Genomic DNA, 16,466 nt, shown 5'->3' with positions numbered 1-16,466 from the left:
CCACAATCCCGGTCGTGTCGGGAAAGATGTGTCCGGCGCAGAGCGCAAAAATACTGTTGCCGAACTCGCGCAAGTGCGTCGCGGAGCTGACGGGAGGTACGGATCGTGTTGTCGGTGAACATCTTCATCGATCCTTCGAGCACGCGTTCCTGGAGCTCCGAGGTCCCATACGCGAGCAGGACGAGGCCGGACGATGACGCATGCAGCGGCAGCCTGCCCGCGATGCGGGAGTAATTGATCGCCGCGCCGGGAGCGCTGAGCCGCTCGACGAACAGCACTTCGCCGCCCTCCAGCACGCCCAGCTGGGTGTGCTGGCCGACCACGGCGTGCAAATCCTCCATGAAGGGCATTGCGGCCTCTCGCAATCCGACGGTCGACGATGCCCGGGAGGCGACCTCCCAGAGCCGCACACCCATTCGTAGCCGCCGGCCGTCCCGTTCGAACCACCCGTGGCGGACCAGTTCGTCGATCAACCGTGAGGCGGTGGCGACATGCAGCCCGGTCCTGCGCGCGATCTCCGAGACGGTCAGTGTGCTGTCACCGAGACCGAACGCCTCGACGATCCGGATTCCTCGCGCAAGGACGGATTCGCCGGTCGCGAAGCGTGCCATCGCCGATCACCTTTGCCTCGAATGTTCTGCTATTCAGCGCTGTTGCCGATCAGAGTGCGTCATCACGGTTGTGCGGCAACAGGAAAATCCGCATTTCTCGCGACTGCCGGCGGCCGTATCAGGGATGACACACCCCGCCGAGGTCGCGGTGGCCTACCAGGATGCGGCGAGCGGGCAAGATTCCGCTTATGGCATCGCGACGGGAAACGGACTCGTTCGGCGACGGGCGTTCACGCGGTGAGTGCCCAGCGCGTATCCGGCCGCCGACCCGGCGAGGGCAAACGCACGGAGTGAATTTCCTCCGCCGCAGGAACGATTCGATCCGGTCCGGTCCGATTCGCACGCCTGTCCCGCTCCGTGGTGCCACCCCAGACCCCGAAGGTCTCGTTAGCGTTCAGCGCATATCGACGGCACTCCCCTATCACAGGGCACTGTGTGCAGATCGATTTGGCCGCCGCCTCCCGGCGGACTTGTTCACCGCGTCCATCGCCGTCCAGGTGGAAAAGGGTGTTGGTGTCCATGTTCCGGCAGCGTGCTTGCAGTTGCCAGTCCCATTCTTCGGCCGGTGCGCCGATCCGCAGAGGATTCCGGCTAGGCATGATGGGCTCTTCCGCTCTGAGGACGGGGCTACCAGAAATTAGGGGCCGGTGGATGGCGACCGGATTCGGTCACAGACGAGCACGCATGCCCTTTCCGGATACCCAGCCCGCCCCTTGCCCGGACGACCCGACCACGGCGGCGAGCTTCCGGTGCGACGAGTGATGATGCCGAACCGCTTTCCAGCATAAAGCAACTAGCTGCGTTGCCGAGTACTCGACGCCACCGTGCGGGTTGGTTGACTATCCGAGGGGACGAAATCGGGATCCGTGGAAGACGAGGGGATCCTGGTCTGTGTCGGCCGTCACGCCCGTGACTTCCAGGACCACGATCTCGTGATCACCCGCGGGGTACTCGGCGTAGATCGAGCATTCGAGCGTCACGCATGCGCCGTCGATGAAGACGGCTCCGCCCTGTGATCGCGATCGTGAGATGTCCTTCCACCGCTCGCTCTTGTCCTTGTTGGCGAGTTGTCGGCACAGGTGGTCCTGACCGGTGGACAGGACGGATACACCGATCGAGGGCGCGTCGCGCAGCATCGGCCAGGTGGTCGATGAACGCTGGACCGCGAACATCACCAGGGTCGGGTCGAGCGAGACGCCCACGGTGAATGACGACGCCACCAGGACGACGTCGGAGTGGTCGATCGTTGCCGCCAGTGCGGCCACGCCGGACGGATAGTGCCCGAATACGCGACGGAGGTCGTCGCGCATCGCGTGCCCGGCCGGCTCAGCACGGCGAGACGTCTGGGTAATCATGGGGAGTCCTTTGTGATGGATGGGCCAACAACGAGATGTCGGGGTGTCGGTCGGGTCTGCCGGGCAGCCCGCGACCGACACCCCGATTGAGTCAGGCCTGAACTGATTCGACGGGCGAGGATCGCTTGTCCACCGCGGTGGCGACCACGTTGAGGACCAGCGCTGCCGCGGCGAACAGCAGGATGACGAGCAGGGCGCGAACCGACGCGATGATGGTCGCTGCCTCGTCGAAGGGCCCGGCTCCCGGGTTCGTCGACACCATGATCACGGTCAACGCGGTGCCGAGGGCCGCACCGATTCGCTGGGCGGTCACCACCACTCCGCCCGCGCCGCCGGCGATGGCCGGCGGCACCGGCGACAGGATGGAGGACACATTCGGTGCGACGAAGATTCCGCTGCCCAGCCCGGCGACGAAGATCGGCAGGGTGAGCACCAGGAGATGCGCGTACGGCTCCGCGAGGAGCAGGAAGTACAGCGCCACATACCCGCCGACGAGAAGCACCAGGGCGAACGTCACGGCGTGGCGTCGGAGTCGTACGGCCACCCGCTCACTGAGCGCGGCACCGAGGATGGCGCCGACGGAGAACGGGAGAGTGACGAGCCCGGCCGCCAGTGCGGTTTCGCCACGCCCGGACTGCCACAACACGGCCAACGCGATGTAGATCGAGGTCGTCGCGCTGGCGAAGGTCAGCACAGCGACGATCAGCCCGAGGGAGAAGGACGGGTAACGGAACAATGTCATCGGGATCAGCGGCTCGGCGTTCCGGCTGGCACGTCGGCGTTGCCAGTAGACGAACGCGACGGCGACGGCGATCGCAACGCCAAAGCTCTCCGGCGCCCACGCGGGAAGGCTGCCTCCGTCCGTCTGAATGAGCGGAGCCATGGCTCCGAAGATGACGAGCGCAAGCATGGCCATACCGAGTACGTCGAACCCGCCGGCCTTGTGGCTGCGTGTGTTGGGCAAGATCATGATTGCGGCCACGATGCCGAGGACGCCGACCGGTGCGGTGGCGAGGAAGGCGAGTCTCCACCCGAGTCCGTCCGAGGTGTTGTCGATGATCCACCCGCCGATCAGTGGCCCGATCGACGTTGCACATCCGGTGACCACGGTCAACAGCCCGAATGCCCGAACCCTGGCCGCACCGGTGAAGAGAACCTGAATGTAGGCGAAGACCGGGGTGACCATGACGCCGCCGGCGATACCATGCGCCACGCGCGCCGCGACCAGAAGTCCTTCCGACGACGCCGTCGCGGCGATCACACCGGTGAGAACATAGCCCACCATGCCGAGCACGAACAGTGGCTTGTGGCCGTATCGGTCGCCGAGTCGGCCGGCCGGAACCAGGGAAAGCCCGTAGGCAAGCGCGTATCCCGTCACCACCCAGGACAGGGTCGCGTCGGAGGCGCCGAGACCGGTCTCGATCGCCGGTAGGGTGATGTTGGCGATGGTGGCGTCGGTGAGTCCGATGAGGACCGCAATGAGCAGGACGCCGAGCGCCGTCCAGCGACTACGTGCTGACATTGTGGACTCCAACGTCTCCTCGGCAGGAGGTCGTTCTTGTGGAGGTATGACCGCCGCTGTTCCCTCGTGGGTGTGTTCGTCGTGCACGGGAGGCTCCTGTTTCAGGGGGTGGTGGATCTATGAAAAAACTCTTTCGGGGTGGGGGAACGAGCGACCGCCAGCGCGGCGACTTGGCGACCTCAGAAAGCGAAGAGGTTTTCGCGCAGTGTGTTACCCGAGTAGTCGGTCCGCATCGCGCCCAGCCGCTTGAGTTCGGGCACCACACCATCGAAGATTCCGGACAGATGCGACTCGTTCGCATCCTGCGTGGCCATGATGATGTAGCCGTCGCCCCCTGCCTCCTCCATGGCAGAAACCAGGTTCTGCGCGACATCGGAAGCCGGACCGACGAGGCCGAGCTCGTCGTCTCCCCAGTTGAAGTCGATGATGGCATCGCGCAGGCTCTGACCTCGGCGCCCCTTCTCCTTCAGCGACTCGACCATGCTGGTCGTGCCGTTGGCTACGACGTCCTGCGGGAAGGGCTCGTCGAGAGGGAACTGGTTGAGGTCGACGCCGAGATGCGCCGAATGCTTGCCGAGCACGGACAGCAGTTGCGAATCGGTGATACTCGATCGGAAGTCCGCTCTGGACTCCGCCACATAGAGGTGGGTGGCGTACATGATCTTGCATTCCTTGGGATCGCGTCCGAACTTCTTCATCCGGCCGTGAATGTCCTCGCGGAAGGCCTTCATCGCCTCCACCCCACCGATCGTGGTGGACATGACCAATTCGGCGTTCTGTGCCGCGAAGTCCCGACCTCGCGGCGAACCGCCGGCTTGGGCGAATACCGGTGTGCGCTGGGGTGAGGGCAGTGAGTTCAAAGGTCCGCGGACCTTGAAGTGCTTACCGAGGTGGTCGATGGCGCGGACCTTGGCCGGGTCCGTGTAGACGTTGTTCTCCTGGTCGCGGATCACCGCGTCTTCATCCCATGAATTCCACAGCGCACGAACGACTTCGAGGAATTCCTCGGCGATCTCGTAGCGCTCATTGGTGGGCGGAAGAGCGTCGAGGCCGAAGTTCTGGGCGGACTCGTTCTCACTCGAGGTGACGATGTTCCAGCCGGCGCGCCCCCGTGAGAGGTTGTCGATCGTCGAGTACAGCCGCGCGAGCAGGAACGGCGGGTACAGGGTGGTCGAAGCGGTGGAGATCAGACCCAATCGTGTCGTCTTCCCTGCGAGATAGGACAGCAGGGCGACCGGGTCGTTCTTCGGCGCACTGAGCGCGTACCGAAGGTCCATGTCGATCGAGCCACCGACGGTGGTCGACACGGCCGCCGTGTCCTCGAAGAACATGAAATCGAAGTGAGCATCCTCCGCGCGCTGCGCCAGGCGTGCGTGGTACTCACCGGACCACCAGTCGGATCCGTACATCCGGTCGCTTCCCGCTTGCCACGCGGGCGGCGAGAAGGAACTGAAGAATCCGATGTGAATGGGTGTCGTCATAACCGTCTCCTGAAGAAATGGGTGAACTCTGTGGACACGGCTGGAAGGCTGTGGAAAGAGCTCGAATTGCGGATAGTTCGCCGCGAATAGCGATTTGAATGACTGCAGATGGTCACGGGAGCCGAGGCGGATAGCGCCCGCGTGGGGTGTGAGGCGAGGGCTCGGCAGTGATCATCCGGCTGCTTTCCCGTCGATCCGGCCGTCTCGGCGTCGTTGTCGAACAGGGATTGGCCTCTCGACGATCAGGCCGTTGGTGTGGATCAATCGTAGGCCTGCAGTGTGTTTCGGATCGACACTTTTAGGTAACAACTGTGTAACACATCACATCTTAGGCGAGATTTCGCGGACATCACTGCAAGTTTGTCCACTGTCAGTGTCTATCAATGCACACCAATAAACACTAGGCAGGGTGGGCACCCTGTTCGGCCCCGATGCACTTCGCTTCTGAGGTCACTGAACTTGCGGAGGGTCCGAGAGGGGATACACGGTGCGGGTGTCCCACTCGGACTCGGGCTCGTAGCCGTAGATCCAGTTCATCCCCAAGGGGGTGTCGCCCTGGCGGGTTCGTTCCTCGAACGTCCGCCGGCGCTGTTCCCAGTCGCCGGCGTGCACGAGCTTGCTGTTCGCGAGTGACTGCCGTTGGATCGCGTGAGCTCTCGGGATCCGGACGTCGCGGAAGCGCGCGAGTGCCAGTTCGGGATCGGAGCGCAGTGCGTCGAGCCACCGCGACAATATGTAGGCATCTTCGAATGCCTGCGCGGCTCCTTGACCTGCGTTGGGCAGCATCGGATGCGCGGCGTCGCCGATCAGCTGCACACGTCCGCGGCCCCAGTCGTGCGATGGCTGGCGCCCGAACAGGCCCCATTTCGAGCAGCTCGTCACGGCGTCGAGCAGCTGTTGCAGCTGGGGTGTGGCGCCGGGGAAGGACGCTCGCATCTCGTCGGGGTCGCCTGCGATCGACCAGCCCTCTTCCACCCATTCCTCGGTGTCCGACTGCGTGGTGATGTTGATGATGTCGGTCCCGCGGAGGTAATAGGTCATCATGTGGCTGCCCTTGCCGATCCATCCGCAGAACCCGTGGGGCCCGAGAAGGCCGGACGGGAGGGACTTGCCGTCGAGCTGCGCGCGCCACACCATCTGTCCGGTGAACTGAGGCGGGTCTTCCTCTCCGTAGAGGTGCCTGCGGACCGGGGAGTGGATGCCGTCGGCGCCGATGACGATGTCGGCTCTCCGATCGGTGCGGCCGTCGAATTGGAGAACCACTCCGTCGTTTTCCTCGACCAAGCCCACGCATCGGTGCCCGAGATGGACCCGCGAGCTGTCGAGCGCGTCGGCGAGCACGTCGAGCAGATCGGCACGGTGGAAGGTGTAGTACGGGGCACCGAAACGATCGGCCGCGTTCCCGTTCTTCGCCAGACCGGTTTCCACCAGCTCGTCGCCGGTGTACATCGAACGCTGGATTTGGCCGGTGATCGGATTCCCCACCTCGGCGAGTCGAGCTCCGAGGCCGATCGCCTGCAACGCCTTGGTGGCCTGCGGGCTGATGTTGATCCCCGCACCGACCTCGCCGAGTTGGCTGGTGCGCTCGAATACGTCGACCTCGAAACCGCGTACTGTCAACGCGATCGCGGTGGCGAGGCCACCGAGACCACCGCCGACGACGGCGATGGATGGACTGTCGGACATAGCTGTCACTTTCGATAGAACGTCAGGTTGCGGTTGGTGCGCCGTGGGCGTGGCGGCCCCGGACGGCGTCGCGTCACTAGACCCAAGTCACCACCCTGTCCTCGGGCAGACGCGGCAGCCGGCTGACAGCCGCATCGGACGCCGGGTAGCCGAGATTGACCAGCACCAGCGCATGCATCGTGTCGGGGTCGAGGAACTCCTCCGTCACCGCCTCCGCGTCGAATCCCGCCATCGGCCCCACCGACAATCCGACCGCTCTCGCCGCCAGCATGAAGTAGCCGGCCTGCAGGGTCGCGTTGAAGTGCGCGTACTTGATGCGCAGCCCCGCCGGCCCCTCGTCGAGCATCTCCCGCAGCCCCTCGGCACGAGGAAACAACTCCGGCAGGTCGTGGTGGTAGTTGTAGTCCGACACCAGGATCGAGGTGACGGGCGCCTGCTCGACTTTTGGTCTGTTCCGCTCGTCCACGAGCGGAAGCAGGCGGGCCTTTCCCTCGGGGCTGGTCACGTGGATCACGCGCAGCGGCTGGCTGTTCCAGGCGGTGGGGGGCCACTTCGCGAGCTCCCATGCCCTCTCCAGAACGTCGCGAGCGACGGGTTCGTCGGAGAACTGACGTACCGAGTGAGCACCGCTGAACAGCAGGTCCTGGCCGGTCTGGTCCAGCATCGGATGGGTGATTCCCGTTGTCATGGTTTACCTTCCGTCGATGCGACTGGCGTGCGGTCGGGACACGGTCGGCGGGTCACCGGAACACGACCGGGTTCGCGAGTGGGGCCAAGCCGGTGATATCGACCCGGACGAGATCGCCGTCCGTCAACTGTTCACCGCGGGTGTGGCCCACGCCGGCCGGTGTGCCGGTGGCAATGACGTCTCCGGGTTCGAGGGTCCAGCGGCGACTGGCGGCGGCGACGAGATCGTCGATTCCGTGCAGCAGATTCGCGGACGATCCCTTCTGCTTGACCACTCCGTTCACGGTGCACCGGATCTCGAGATCGCCTGCGTTCTCGATCTGCCAGGCCGGTGTCACCGGGCCCATCGGGCAGAAGGTGTCGAGGCCCTTCGAGCCGGCCCAGTCCCAGGTGAACGGCGGTGCGATCGTCACCTTGCGCGCCAGCAGTCCGCGTGCGGTGACGTCGTTGAAGCACGCGTAGCCGGCGATGTGCTTGCCCGCGTCCGCGGCGTCGATGTCCCGCCCACCGGTGCCGATGACGATGGCGAGTTCGGCTTCCCAGTCGACTCGATACGCGGGATCGCGCGGAATGGTGATCGGCTCACCGTCGCCGATCATCGTGGTCGTCGTCGGCACGGTGAAGAAGAACGGTTCGCAGCCCTCGGGGATGTCGGCGACGCCCATCTCGGCGATGTGGTCGCGGTAGTTCGCGCCGACACACAGCAGTTTGCGCGGGTAGCGGACGGAGAGAACTTCGGTCGCGTCCACGGGCTCGAGCGTGTCCGGGTCGATCGCGCGCAGTTCGGGTTCGATCTGCGACCAGTTGTCGAGTGCGTCCGTCAGGCCGGTGAAGGCGCGCAGAACGTCCGGGACGACGTACCGCCCGTCGGCCCGTCGGATCGCGGCGATCTCCGACCGATTACTGCCGTCGCCGGTGCGGCAGGTTACGAGACTCCAAGTCATGATCAACCTTTCACGTTCACTTGACTGGTCGATTTCGACGCAGTCGTTCTCTCGGCACGCCGGACCAGGTAGTCGAAGGCGGACCGAAATGCGGTCGGCGGCCACAATGTCGATCTCTTGGCGGCCACCTCGTCATCCGATGACCACCGGCGCGGCCCCCCTGCGGCAAGCGCTGTCAGGTGCGTCGCGCAGGCGCGGTCGAGCAACACCGCGTGCATGACCGCGTCGGCGACCGTGGCGCCCACGGTCACCAGTCCGTGCGCCGGGATGAGGCAGCCGTTGCCGGAGCCGACGCATTCGGCCAACGCGCGGCCGAGTTCGGGTGTGGCGATGAGGTTCCCGGTCTCGTGGAACCGGGGCACATCCGGATCCAGGAACGGGGTGGCGTCGTGGCTCAATGCCCGCAGAGGCACGTTCAACGAGGCGAAGGCGGTTGCGGACGATGCGTGCGAGTGCACGGACGCTCCGACGTCGGCGCGCTGGCGCATGAGCTCGGTGTGGATGTGGTACTCGATGTGCCGGGGTCCCTCGCCGAGGAGAACGTCGCCGTCGAAGGAGACCAACTGGACCTGATCGGGTCCGATTTCGTCCATTCCCCAGCCGGCCGCCTTGATCCAGATCCCGCGCCCGGCGGGGTCCCGGACAGCCACGTGACCCCAGATCAGGTCGCCCTGGCCCACCTCTGCCAGCGCGAGGTGGGCGTCGACGACCTGCGCTACGAGCTGTTCGTCGCGCATGGTCACCGCTTGATCATCCCGTCGGGGATCGGGCCCCACTTGTTCATCACAGCCAGGTCCGCTTCCCACGTCGTCGGTCGCATCGGGAAGTGTTCGTGCCACGGACGCGGCTCGAAGTAGCCGCTGTCCTCGTCGAGCATGACGTCGAGCTGGGTGAAGAGCTCGATGTGGTTGCCGTCAGGGTCCTCGTGGTAGGTGAAGATGTTGTGGCCCACCGAATGCCGTCCCGGACCCCAGTACAGCCGGTAGTCGTGCTTGTTGAGGTTGTCGATCATCGTCTGCAAATGGGTCAGGTCCCGGGCTTCGTAGGCGATGTGGTGCATGCCCTGCATGGTGGTGCTCTGCATGAAGTTCGCCGCGTGGTGGTCGGCGTTGCACCGCAGGAACACGAAGAAGTCACCCACGGTGTCGGACCACCGGAATCCGAGGGCGCCCTCGTAGAAGGACCGCATGTCACGCGGGGACGGGGTGTAGGCGGCGACGTGGCCCAGCTTGTTGGGGCGATGATCGAACGTCGAATCGACGCCGCTGCGCGACTGCTCCTCGTACAGATGCAGTGCGCTTCCGGTCAGCGGCTCCTCGATGACCAGGACGTCGGGGGTGCCGGGGCCGATGTCGGTGCGCCGTTCGCTGGCCAGACCGGCTTCCTTCAGTCGCAGCTGCGCATTGTCGAGGCTCTCACGGATCTCGTAGCCGATCACGTTGCGTCCACGGGACACCTCGGCCTTCTCGATGGTGACGCAGTGATGGTCGCCGCCCGTGGTGAGGAAGACCTGGCTGGTGGTCTCCTCGACGAAGGCGAATCCGAGGACCTTGGTGTAGTACTCGGTCAGCCGTGCGACGTCGGGTGTCTCGAACGAGACATAGCCGAGTTTGGTCACCCGGACGGGCGGTTCGGGGACGGTCATGGATGTGCTCCTGGTTCGTTCGGGTAGTGCGCTCATGCGAGCGTGGTGTGCTCGGCCGAGTAGCGGGAATGGAGAGCGGCCCATCGCCGTCCGGCCTCGCGGCCGCATTCGAGGTAGTCCTCCGGGCACGAGGAGTACGGCGGTCGCACCGGTCCCGGGCGGTAGTAGCCTGCGGCTTCGAACTCGGCCCGGTCGATCTGGATGTTGTACTTCGAGAACTCCTCGAAGCTTCCGTTCGGGAACAGCGGTTCGAGTGCCTCCCCGATGTCGGCCTGGATCTGGTCGGCGCGTTCCCAGTCCTGGCCGAGGATGGCGTCGCGCAAACGCAGAACCGGTGCCGGGCCGGCCGCGACGTCTCCGCTCCAGCATGCGCGGATCTCGTCGGGGAACCGGCGGGCCGTGGTCGACCAGTCCCCGGCAACGGGCAGTAGCCGGATACGGCCGCTCACCGCGGCGAGGTCTTCGGCGAAACGCTCGCCCATCAGTCCGAGGCCCATGTGCTTGGCCGCGACGATCTGGGGGATCTCGGCGAGGCGGGCGTACTCCTGTGGTGAGATCTTCCGCTTGAAGGCATTCGGGTTGTCGTAGGCGATCTGCGCCATGTCGGGAAGTGCTTCGGCGACGTTGCGGTGGAATTCGACGGTCTGTTCGGCGTCGAGTGCCACCCACATGGGGCGGCCGAGGAAGAGCCCGTCGGCGCCGAGTTCGCGCAGTGTGCGGCCGCGGTCGATGGTGTCGCGGGTGTTCAGGGTGGTCGCGCCGGCGAAGACCGGGCGGCGGCCGGCGACGGTGCGGATCACCGCGTCGTTGAAGGTGATCACCTCGTCGAGCGTCAGCGATGCGCCTTCGGCGAAGGTGCCGTTGGTCATGATGACGTCGACGCCGTCGTCAATGAGTGCGTTCGTCAGCCGCTCGGTTTCCGCGACGTCCACGGTCTCGCGGGCGTCCCATCGATCCGATCCGGGAAGTGACGGGGTGGGCAGAATGGCGACGACGCCGTTGATGTCCTGTGCTGTGTATCTCGTCATCGTGTCTCGTCCTTGTCGAGCATCGCGTCGATGCGGTGGGTGGGTGATTTCGGGATTCCTGGCACCGCGGGCGCCGGCTGCGCACCGATGATCGGATGCGGTTCCTCGTAGAACAGGCCGAGTGCCTGGAGCACCGGGATGTCGTGGACGGAGAAGATGCGGAGCGCCTCGTCGGTGTCGTTGATGAGCCGGTGCCAGGTGAAGTTCGGAATCGCGAACGTGTCACCTGGGTGGAGGTCGAACACCGCATCCTCGATCTCGATCTTGCCGTGGCCGGAGACCACGAATCCGACGCTGCTCGACGTCCGGCGGTGCCGCTGGCCGTCGAAGCCGGGAACGAGCTGTTGGATCCAGCAGTCCATCGTCGGCAGCGTCGATCCGCCGGTCACCGGGTTGGTGTAGCGCAGCGACAGTCCGTCGTAGGGGTTGCCTTCCGCGGTACCGTACGCGTCGAGGATCTCGCGGACTTCCGCCCAGGGGTAGCGGACCGGGAGTCTGCTTTCGCGGGTCCGCTCCCACGTCGGCCGCAACGCCTTCATCCGCAGGCCCTGGGACTGTGCGGCGTCGGTTCGGCGGGGCTGGCTTTCGTCTCCGAAGGGTTCGAAGATGGCCTGCTTGAGGCTGAGCGTCAGGCCGAGGTCGAGGACGTCCAGCCAGACCACTTCGTCATCGGTGGGGTTGTGGTGGTCGTGCCAGGAGTACCGCGGGGTGATCAACAGATCGAAGGTGTCCATTGCCAGCTCTTCGCCGTCGACGACGGTGAACGATTCGGGGTTGCCGTCGATCACGAAGCGCAGCGCCGACATGGTGTGACGGTGCGACCAGTTGACTTCCTTGGCACGCATGATCTGGATGCCGGCCGCGAGGGTGTGTGTGGACCCGGGTGGGCCCGCGGTGATGCCCGGGTTCAGGAAGGTCAGGTTGGTGCGGCCCCACCCTGCGGGACCGAGGATGTCGGCTGCCTCCTGTAGACGGGGCCGGGTCGTCGACCACGGCCACACGTGCCCGACACCGGCCGGGATCGGACCTCCGATCGATGCGTCGAGCAGTGGTTCGAACGACCACTGGCCGATCAGGTGGTCGCCGCGGATCGCCTCGTCGTAGCTGGCGAGCTTCTCGTTCTCGGTGGTCGTCATGCCTGAACGGCTCCTTCGCGCCGGTGTTCGCTGAAATTGATGTGGACGTTCTTGGTCTGGGTGTACGAGTACAGTTCCGCCAACTCCTCCTCACGGCCGATCCCGCTGTCCTTGACGCCCCCATAGGGGGAACCGAGCAGGTGACGTGAGACTTCGTTGACCCAGACGTAGCCCGCCTCGACTGCGTCGACGAATCGGTGCGCCGTCGCGAGATCGCGGGTGAAAACACTTGCGGTGAGGCCGAATCGGGTGGAGTTCGCAATCCTGATCGCCTCCTCCTCCGATCCGAAGCGGAGCACCGACAGGATCGGACCGAAGATCTCTTCCTGCGCCAGCCGCGAATTCACCGTTACGTCAGCGAAGACCGCTGGGCGAACGAACAGCCCGTCGGCCAGTTCGCCCTCGGTGATCCGCTCACCGCCGGTGCACAGCCGTGCTCCGTCCGCCAACCCGATCTGCACGTACTCGAGCACCTTGTTCAGCTGCTGTTCGTGGACGATGGCGCCGGTCTGGGACGTCGGGTCCGTCGGCAGCCCGGGCCGCAGCGCCGCTACCCGGTCGGTCAGTTTCTCGACGAACTCGTCGTGGACGGCGGAGTGCACGACGACGCGCGAGAGCGAGCCGCAGGACTGACCCTGCCAGGTGAAGTTCATGCCCCGCACCGCGGCGTCGACCACGAGGTCGAGATCGGCGTCCGGGAAGACCACGAGGGGGTTCTTGCCACCCAACTCCAGGGTGACGGACTTGACCGACGCCTGCGCGGCACGGCGGGTGATCGCCAGCCCGGTCGCGACGGATCCGGTGAACGCCAGCCGTCGCACGGCCGGATGCGCGACCAGGGAGTCGCCGACCGCCAGGCCATCGCCGGTGACCACGTTGAACACACCTGCCGGCAGGATGTCGTGGGCCAACTCCGCGAGCCGCAGTGCCGACAGGCTGGTGTGCTCGCTCGGCTTGAGGACCACGGCGTTGCCGGTCACCAGCGGTGCCGCGATCTTGCTGGCAGCGAACATGAACGGGTGGTTGAACGGGACGATGCGACCGACCACACCGAAGGGGGTGTGGGTGGTGTAGGTCAACTCCCCGACGGTCGCGGGAAGGGTGCTGCCCCGAACCTGCAGCGCAAGGCCGGCGAAGTACCGCAGCGCGCCCACCCCGGCGGCGACGTCGCGCCGCATCTCGGTCAGCAACGACCCGTTGTCGGCCGTGTCGATCCGCGCGAACTCCTCGGCGTTGGCGTCGATCGCGTCGGCGAGTTCGGTGAGAAGCCCGGCGCGTACCGACGGCGCGGTCCGCGACCAGTCGTCGGATGCGCGGTGAGCGGTCTCGACGGCGAGATCGACGTCTTCGGGGGTGGCTGCCGGGAATGCGCCGAGCCGCTGCCCGGTGGAGGGATCGAACGAGTCGATCCGCGCGCCGTTGGCGGCGGAACGGAATTCGCCGCCGATGGACATGTCGTACTCCAGGCGGGTGGTCAGGGTCGTCATCGTCGGCCTTTCGGAAATGAGGGTCGTGGGCGAGGGCCGAGCGGGGTCAGATGGCGCCGTCCGCGCGCAGCTTGTCGACGACCTCTTCGTCGTACCCGAGCAGGTCGCGGTAGACCTCGTAGTTGTGTTCGCCGACCGCGGGACCGGCGTGGGAGATCGCCGAGGGGGTCTCGCTGAAGCGGATCCACGGTGCGAGTAGCTGAAGCTGTCCGGCCTGCTCGTGGTCAACCTCGACGAACGCCTTTCGGGCGACGATGTGTTCGTCCTCGAGGATCTGGTCGATCGAGAGCACGGGTCCGGCGGGAACCTGCTGCCGGCGGAGAATGTCGAACAGTTCCTTGGTGGGGAACTGCTTCATCCACGAGGCCACTTCCTGCTGGAGGACCTTGAGGTTCTCGCGGCGCGTGACCACTGTCGAAAAGCGCGGGTCGTCGATCGCCTCCGGGTGTCCGAGTGCTGTGGAATAGCGTCGGAACAGGTCGTCGTTCAGATCGGGCAGGTGCGTTGCGACGTGGCCGTCCTTCGATTCCATGTAGGCGCCGGCGGGTCCCATGCCCTCGAAGAACTCGTGGAAGCTGCTGACCATGAAGCCCATCAGCGCCTCCTGCATGGAGACCTCGATCTTTTGGCCCTTGCCGGTTTGGGTGCGGTTGTACAGTGCCGCAAGGATTCCCAAGGCCATCGAGACGCCGGCCGCTTCGTCGCCGGGTCCGAACACCTGGGTGCCGGGGGCGCCGGACAGGCGCCAGGACGCGTCGGCCCAGCCGCTCACGGCCATGGCGATGGTGGCGAACGAGCGCAGGTCGGCGTAGGGGCCGGTTTCGCCGTATCCCTTCGAGGAGGCGTAGATGATCTTCGGGTTGTGTTCGCGCAGGGCTTCGTAGCCGAATCCCAGGCGATCCATCACGCCGGTGGAGAAGTTCTCGACGATGACGTCGGATCGCTTGACGAGGTCGAGGAAGATTTCTCGGCCCTGCTCGTTCTTGAGGTTGAGGGTGATCGCCTTCTTGTTGGCGTTGACGACCAGGAACTCGTATCCGTCGTGGTCGGCGTCCATCGGCATCCAGGCGTGCCGGAATCGGTCGGGGCTGCTCTGCTGTTCGACCTTGATTACTTCCGCGCCCATGTGAGCGAGCAGCATCGTGGAGAACGGTCCGTTGAGCACGTGTGAGAGATCGAGAATGCGGACTCCGCCGAGCGGGCCGGTGAGGGCGTGATCAGCCATGAGGTCGTGCCTCTTCTTCCTTGTTGTGGAGGATCTTGAATGTGGGGAGGACGGGCTCGTCGCCGGTGTCGTCGAGCACGACCGTGACGCGGGAGCCGACCGAGGCGTTCATCCATTCCCAGCGTTTGAGTCGCGATACGAGCACCATTTCGCCGTCGGTGCCGTCGATCTGGACGTGCACGATCGCGAGCGGGGTCTCGTCGCCGAATGCCGGGTCCATCACTCGGTGTTGGATGACCAGGCCGACGATCGTCCCGGTCCCGGGCAGCTTCTCCCACACCGGCTGAGCGGCGTGACAGGCCGGGCAGTACCGGCGCGGGGGCCAGCGCCAGGTCTGGCAGTTCCCGCACCGCTGGCCGTACAGCTCGCCGTAGGAGCATTTCGCCCAGAAGTAGGCGCTGTCGGCGTCTGCGGTCGGTCGTGGGCGCATCGGGGTATTCATGACACCCTCGTCAGGAGTAGTGAGCTGTCGCCGGATTCGCCCACGACCAGGGCGACCTCGGGGTCGCGGACCTGACGGCACCGAGTGCGGTCGTAGTCGTGGTCTCCGTCGCAGTTGTCATCGCGGACGCCGCCGGCACGGAGTTGTTGCACGGCTTCGATGACATGGCCGAGGCCAGCGACGTTTCCCTCGGACAGGTGCCCGCCGTGGGTGTTCACCGGGAGCCTGCCGTCGAGCGAGAGTTCACCGTCGCCGATGCTGCGAGCCGCACCGCCGGCTTCGGTGAGACCGAACTGCTCGATGTGCAGCAGCGCCATCCCGGTGAACGGGTCGTAAATCTGGGCGATGTCGATGTCCTCCACCGTCATCCCCGCGCGGTAGTAGAGAGCCGGTGCGGCATGTGCCGCGTTCAACTCCCACCGGTTACGGCTGGTGCGGGCGGTGACCGGCGTTCCGAGCGAGCCGCCCTCGACGGCTCTGATCGTCACCGTCGAGTCGCCTCGGCGTCGAACGTCGCGGGCAGAGGAGACGACCACGGCCATCGCGCCGTCGTTGAACGCGCTGCAGTCCAGCAGCCGAAACGGTTCGATGATCCACGGCGAGTCCTGGTGGTCCTGGGCCGTGATCGGCTTCTTCATCAGGGCCTTCGCGTTGAGCGAGGCGTTCGCGCGTTGCTGGACCGCCAGCGCCGCGAAATCGGCGTTGCCGATTCCGTAGTGGGCCATGTATGCGCTGACGCTAGGCCCGTACAGCGTGGCGGCATGGGTTGCCCCGAACGGTTCGCTCCACTGCCGTTGCCCCGACGGCCACAGATCGGCTGTCGCAGGATTGAGTGGTTCCGATCGTGAGTTCGCCGCTCGGTACACCAGGACGTTGCGGCACACTCCCGAGTGGACTGCCATCGCGGCCGCCGCCAGGGCGGAGCACGCCCACGCTCCGCCGCTGCTGTCGCAGAACGACATGTGGCAGGAGGTCAATCCGAGCGAAGCCACCATCTCCCCCGGCGCCGGGGTGTCCCGGGTGCCCCAGTAGAAGGTGACGAGACCGTCGATGTCCGCCGGCTCGAGTCCGGCGTCGGCGATCGCGGCGAGAGCAGCGGTGGTGCCGAGGGTCAGGGCGGTCTCACCGCTGCGTTTGGTCAGGGGGGTCCAGCCGACACCCGAGACCGCCGTGCGGTCTCTGAAGCCGTCGATACTCATGTGCGTAGTCCTCTGTCG

At 65.7% G+C, this 16,466-nt stretch carries 15 protein-coding genes and 1 pseudogene; all 16 read right to left on the bottom strand.

The window, feature by feature from the left end:
- A pseudogene (locus ACFTZB_RS17150) lies at positions 1 to 611 on the bottom strand (IclR family transcriptional regulator); the annotation flags it as partial.
- Between the two features lie 230 nt (positions 612 to 841).
- Complete coding sequence (locus tag ACFTZB_RS17145; RefSeq protein ID WP_378433139.1) at positions 842 to 1,210, bottom strand: WhiB family transcriptional regulator; 369 nt, start codon at positions 1,208 to 1,210, stop codon at positions 842 to 844.
- A gap of 240 nt (positions 1,211 to 1,450) precedes the next feature.
- A complete protein-coding gene (locus ACFTZB_RS17140) occupies positions 1,451 to 1,966 on the bottom strand; it encodes a flavin reductase family protein (protein WP_378433137.1) in 516 nt (171 codons plus the stop codon).
- Positions 1,967 to 2,057: 91 nt separating this feature from the next.
- The gene (locus tag ACFTZB_RS17135; RefSeq protein WP_378433135.1) at positions 2,058 to 3,488 is read right to left on the bottom strand and encodes an MFS transporter; all 1,431 of its coding nucleotides are present in this window, start codon (positions 3,486 to 3,488) and stop codon (positions 2,058 to 2,060) included.
- Positions 3,489 to 3,667: 179 nt separating this feature from the next.
- Positions 3,668 to 4,969, bottom strand: coding sequence for an NtaA/DmoA family FMN-dependent monooxygenase (locus ACFTZB_RS17130; protein WP_378433134.1), 1,302 nt, complete (start codon positions 4,967 to 4,969; stop codon positions 3,668 to 3,670).
- Between the two features lie 450 nt (positions 4,970 to 5,419).
- Positions 5,420 to 6,655 carry an FAD-dependent monooxygenase gene (locus ACFTZB_RS17125; RefSeq protein ID WP_378433132.1) on the bottom strand — a complete coding sequence of 412 codons (1,236 nt, stop codon included), beginning with the start codon at positions 6,653 to 6,655 and terminating at the stop codon, positions 5,420 to 5,422.
- 76 nt (positions 6,656 to 6,731) lie between these two features.
- Positions 6,732 to 7,343, bottom strand: coding sequence for a malonic semialdehyde reductase (locus tag ACFTZB_RS17120; protein ID WP_378433130.1), 612 nt, complete (start codon positions 7,341 to 7,343; stop codon positions 6,732 to 6,734).
- Between the two features lie 52 nt (positions 7,344 to 7,395).
- Positions 7,396 to 8,286 (bottom strand): fumarylacetoacetate hydrolase family protein, encoded by an 891-nt coding sequence (locus tag ACFTZB_RS17115; protein WP_378433128.1) that lies wholly within the window; start codon positions 8,284 to 8,286, stop codon positions 7,396 to 7,398.
- Between the two features lie 2 nt (positions 8,287 to 8,288).
- Positions 8,289 to 9,023 (bottom strand): class II aldolase/adducin family protein, encoded by a 735-nt coding sequence (locus ACFTZB_RS17110; protein WP_378433140.1) that lies wholly within the window; start codon positions 9,021 to 9,023, stop codon positions 8,289 to 8,291.
- 2 nt (positions 9,024 to 9,025) lie between these two features.
- Entirely contained in the window at positions 9,026 to 9,931 is a 906-nt protein-coding gene (locus tag ACFTZB_RS17105) for a VOC family protein (RefSeq protein WP_378433127.1), read from the bottom strand.
- Positions 9,932 to 9,963: 32 nt separating this feature from the next.
- A complete protein-coding gene (locus tag ACFTZB_RS17100) occupies positions 9,964 to 10,959 on the bottom strand; it encodes a dihydrodipicolinate synthase family protein (protein WP_378433126.1) in 996 nt (331 codons plus the stop codon).
- A complete protein-coding gene (locus ACFTZB_RS17095; protein ID WP_378433124.1) occupies positions 10,956 to 12,095 on the bottom strand; it encodes a cupin domain-containing protein in 1,140 nt (379 codons plus the stop codon). Before ACFTZB_RS17095 ends, ACFTZB_RS17100 begins: the two co-directional genes overlap by 4 nt.
- Entirely contained in the window at positions 12,092 to 13,582 is a 1,491-nt protein-coding gene (locus tag ACFTZB_RS17090) for an aldehyde dehydrogenase family protein (protein WP_378433122.1), read from the bottom strand. The genes ACFTZB_RS17095 and ACFTZB_RS17090 overlap by 4 nt, the downstream gene beginning before the upstream one ends.
- A gap of 46 nt (positions 13,583 to 13,628) precedes the next feature.
- The gene (locus tag ACFTZB_RS17085) at positions 13,629 to 14,807 is read right to left on the bottom strand and encodes a CaiB/BaiF CoA transferase family protein (protein ID WP_378433120.1); all 1,179 of its coding nucleotides are present in this window, start codon (positions 14,805 to 14,807) and stop codon (positions 13,629 to 13,631) included.
- Positions 14,800 to 15,249 carry a Zn-ribbon domain-containing OB-fold protein gene (locus ACFTZB_RS17080; RefSeq protein WP_378433118.1) on the bottom strand — a complete coding sequence of 150 codons (450 nt, stop codon included), beginning with the start codon at positions 15,247 to 15,249 and terminating at the stop codon, positions 14,800 to 14,802. Before ACFTZB_RS17080 ends, ACFTZB_RS17085 begins: the two co-directional genes overlap by 8 nt.
- Positions 15,246 to 16,448, bottom strand: coding sequence for a thiolase family protein (locus tag ACFTZB_RS17075; protein ID WP_378433116.1), 1,203 nt, complete (start codon positions 16,446 to 16,448; stop codon positions 15,246 to 15,248). The genes ACFTZB_RS17080 and ACFTZB_RS17075 overlap by 4 nt, the downstream gene beginning before the upstream one ends.
- Between the last annotated feature and the right edge of the window lie 18 nt (positions 16,449 to 16,466).

The organism is Rhodococcus sp. NPDC057014 (assembly GCF_042673295.1).
Lineage (GTDB): Bacteria > Actinomycetota > Actinomycetes > Mycobacteriales > Mycobacteriaceae > Rhodococcus_F.
The sequence above is the reverse complement of the archived record's forward strand: the minus strand, read 5'-3'. Positions and strand labels throughout refer to the sequence as shown.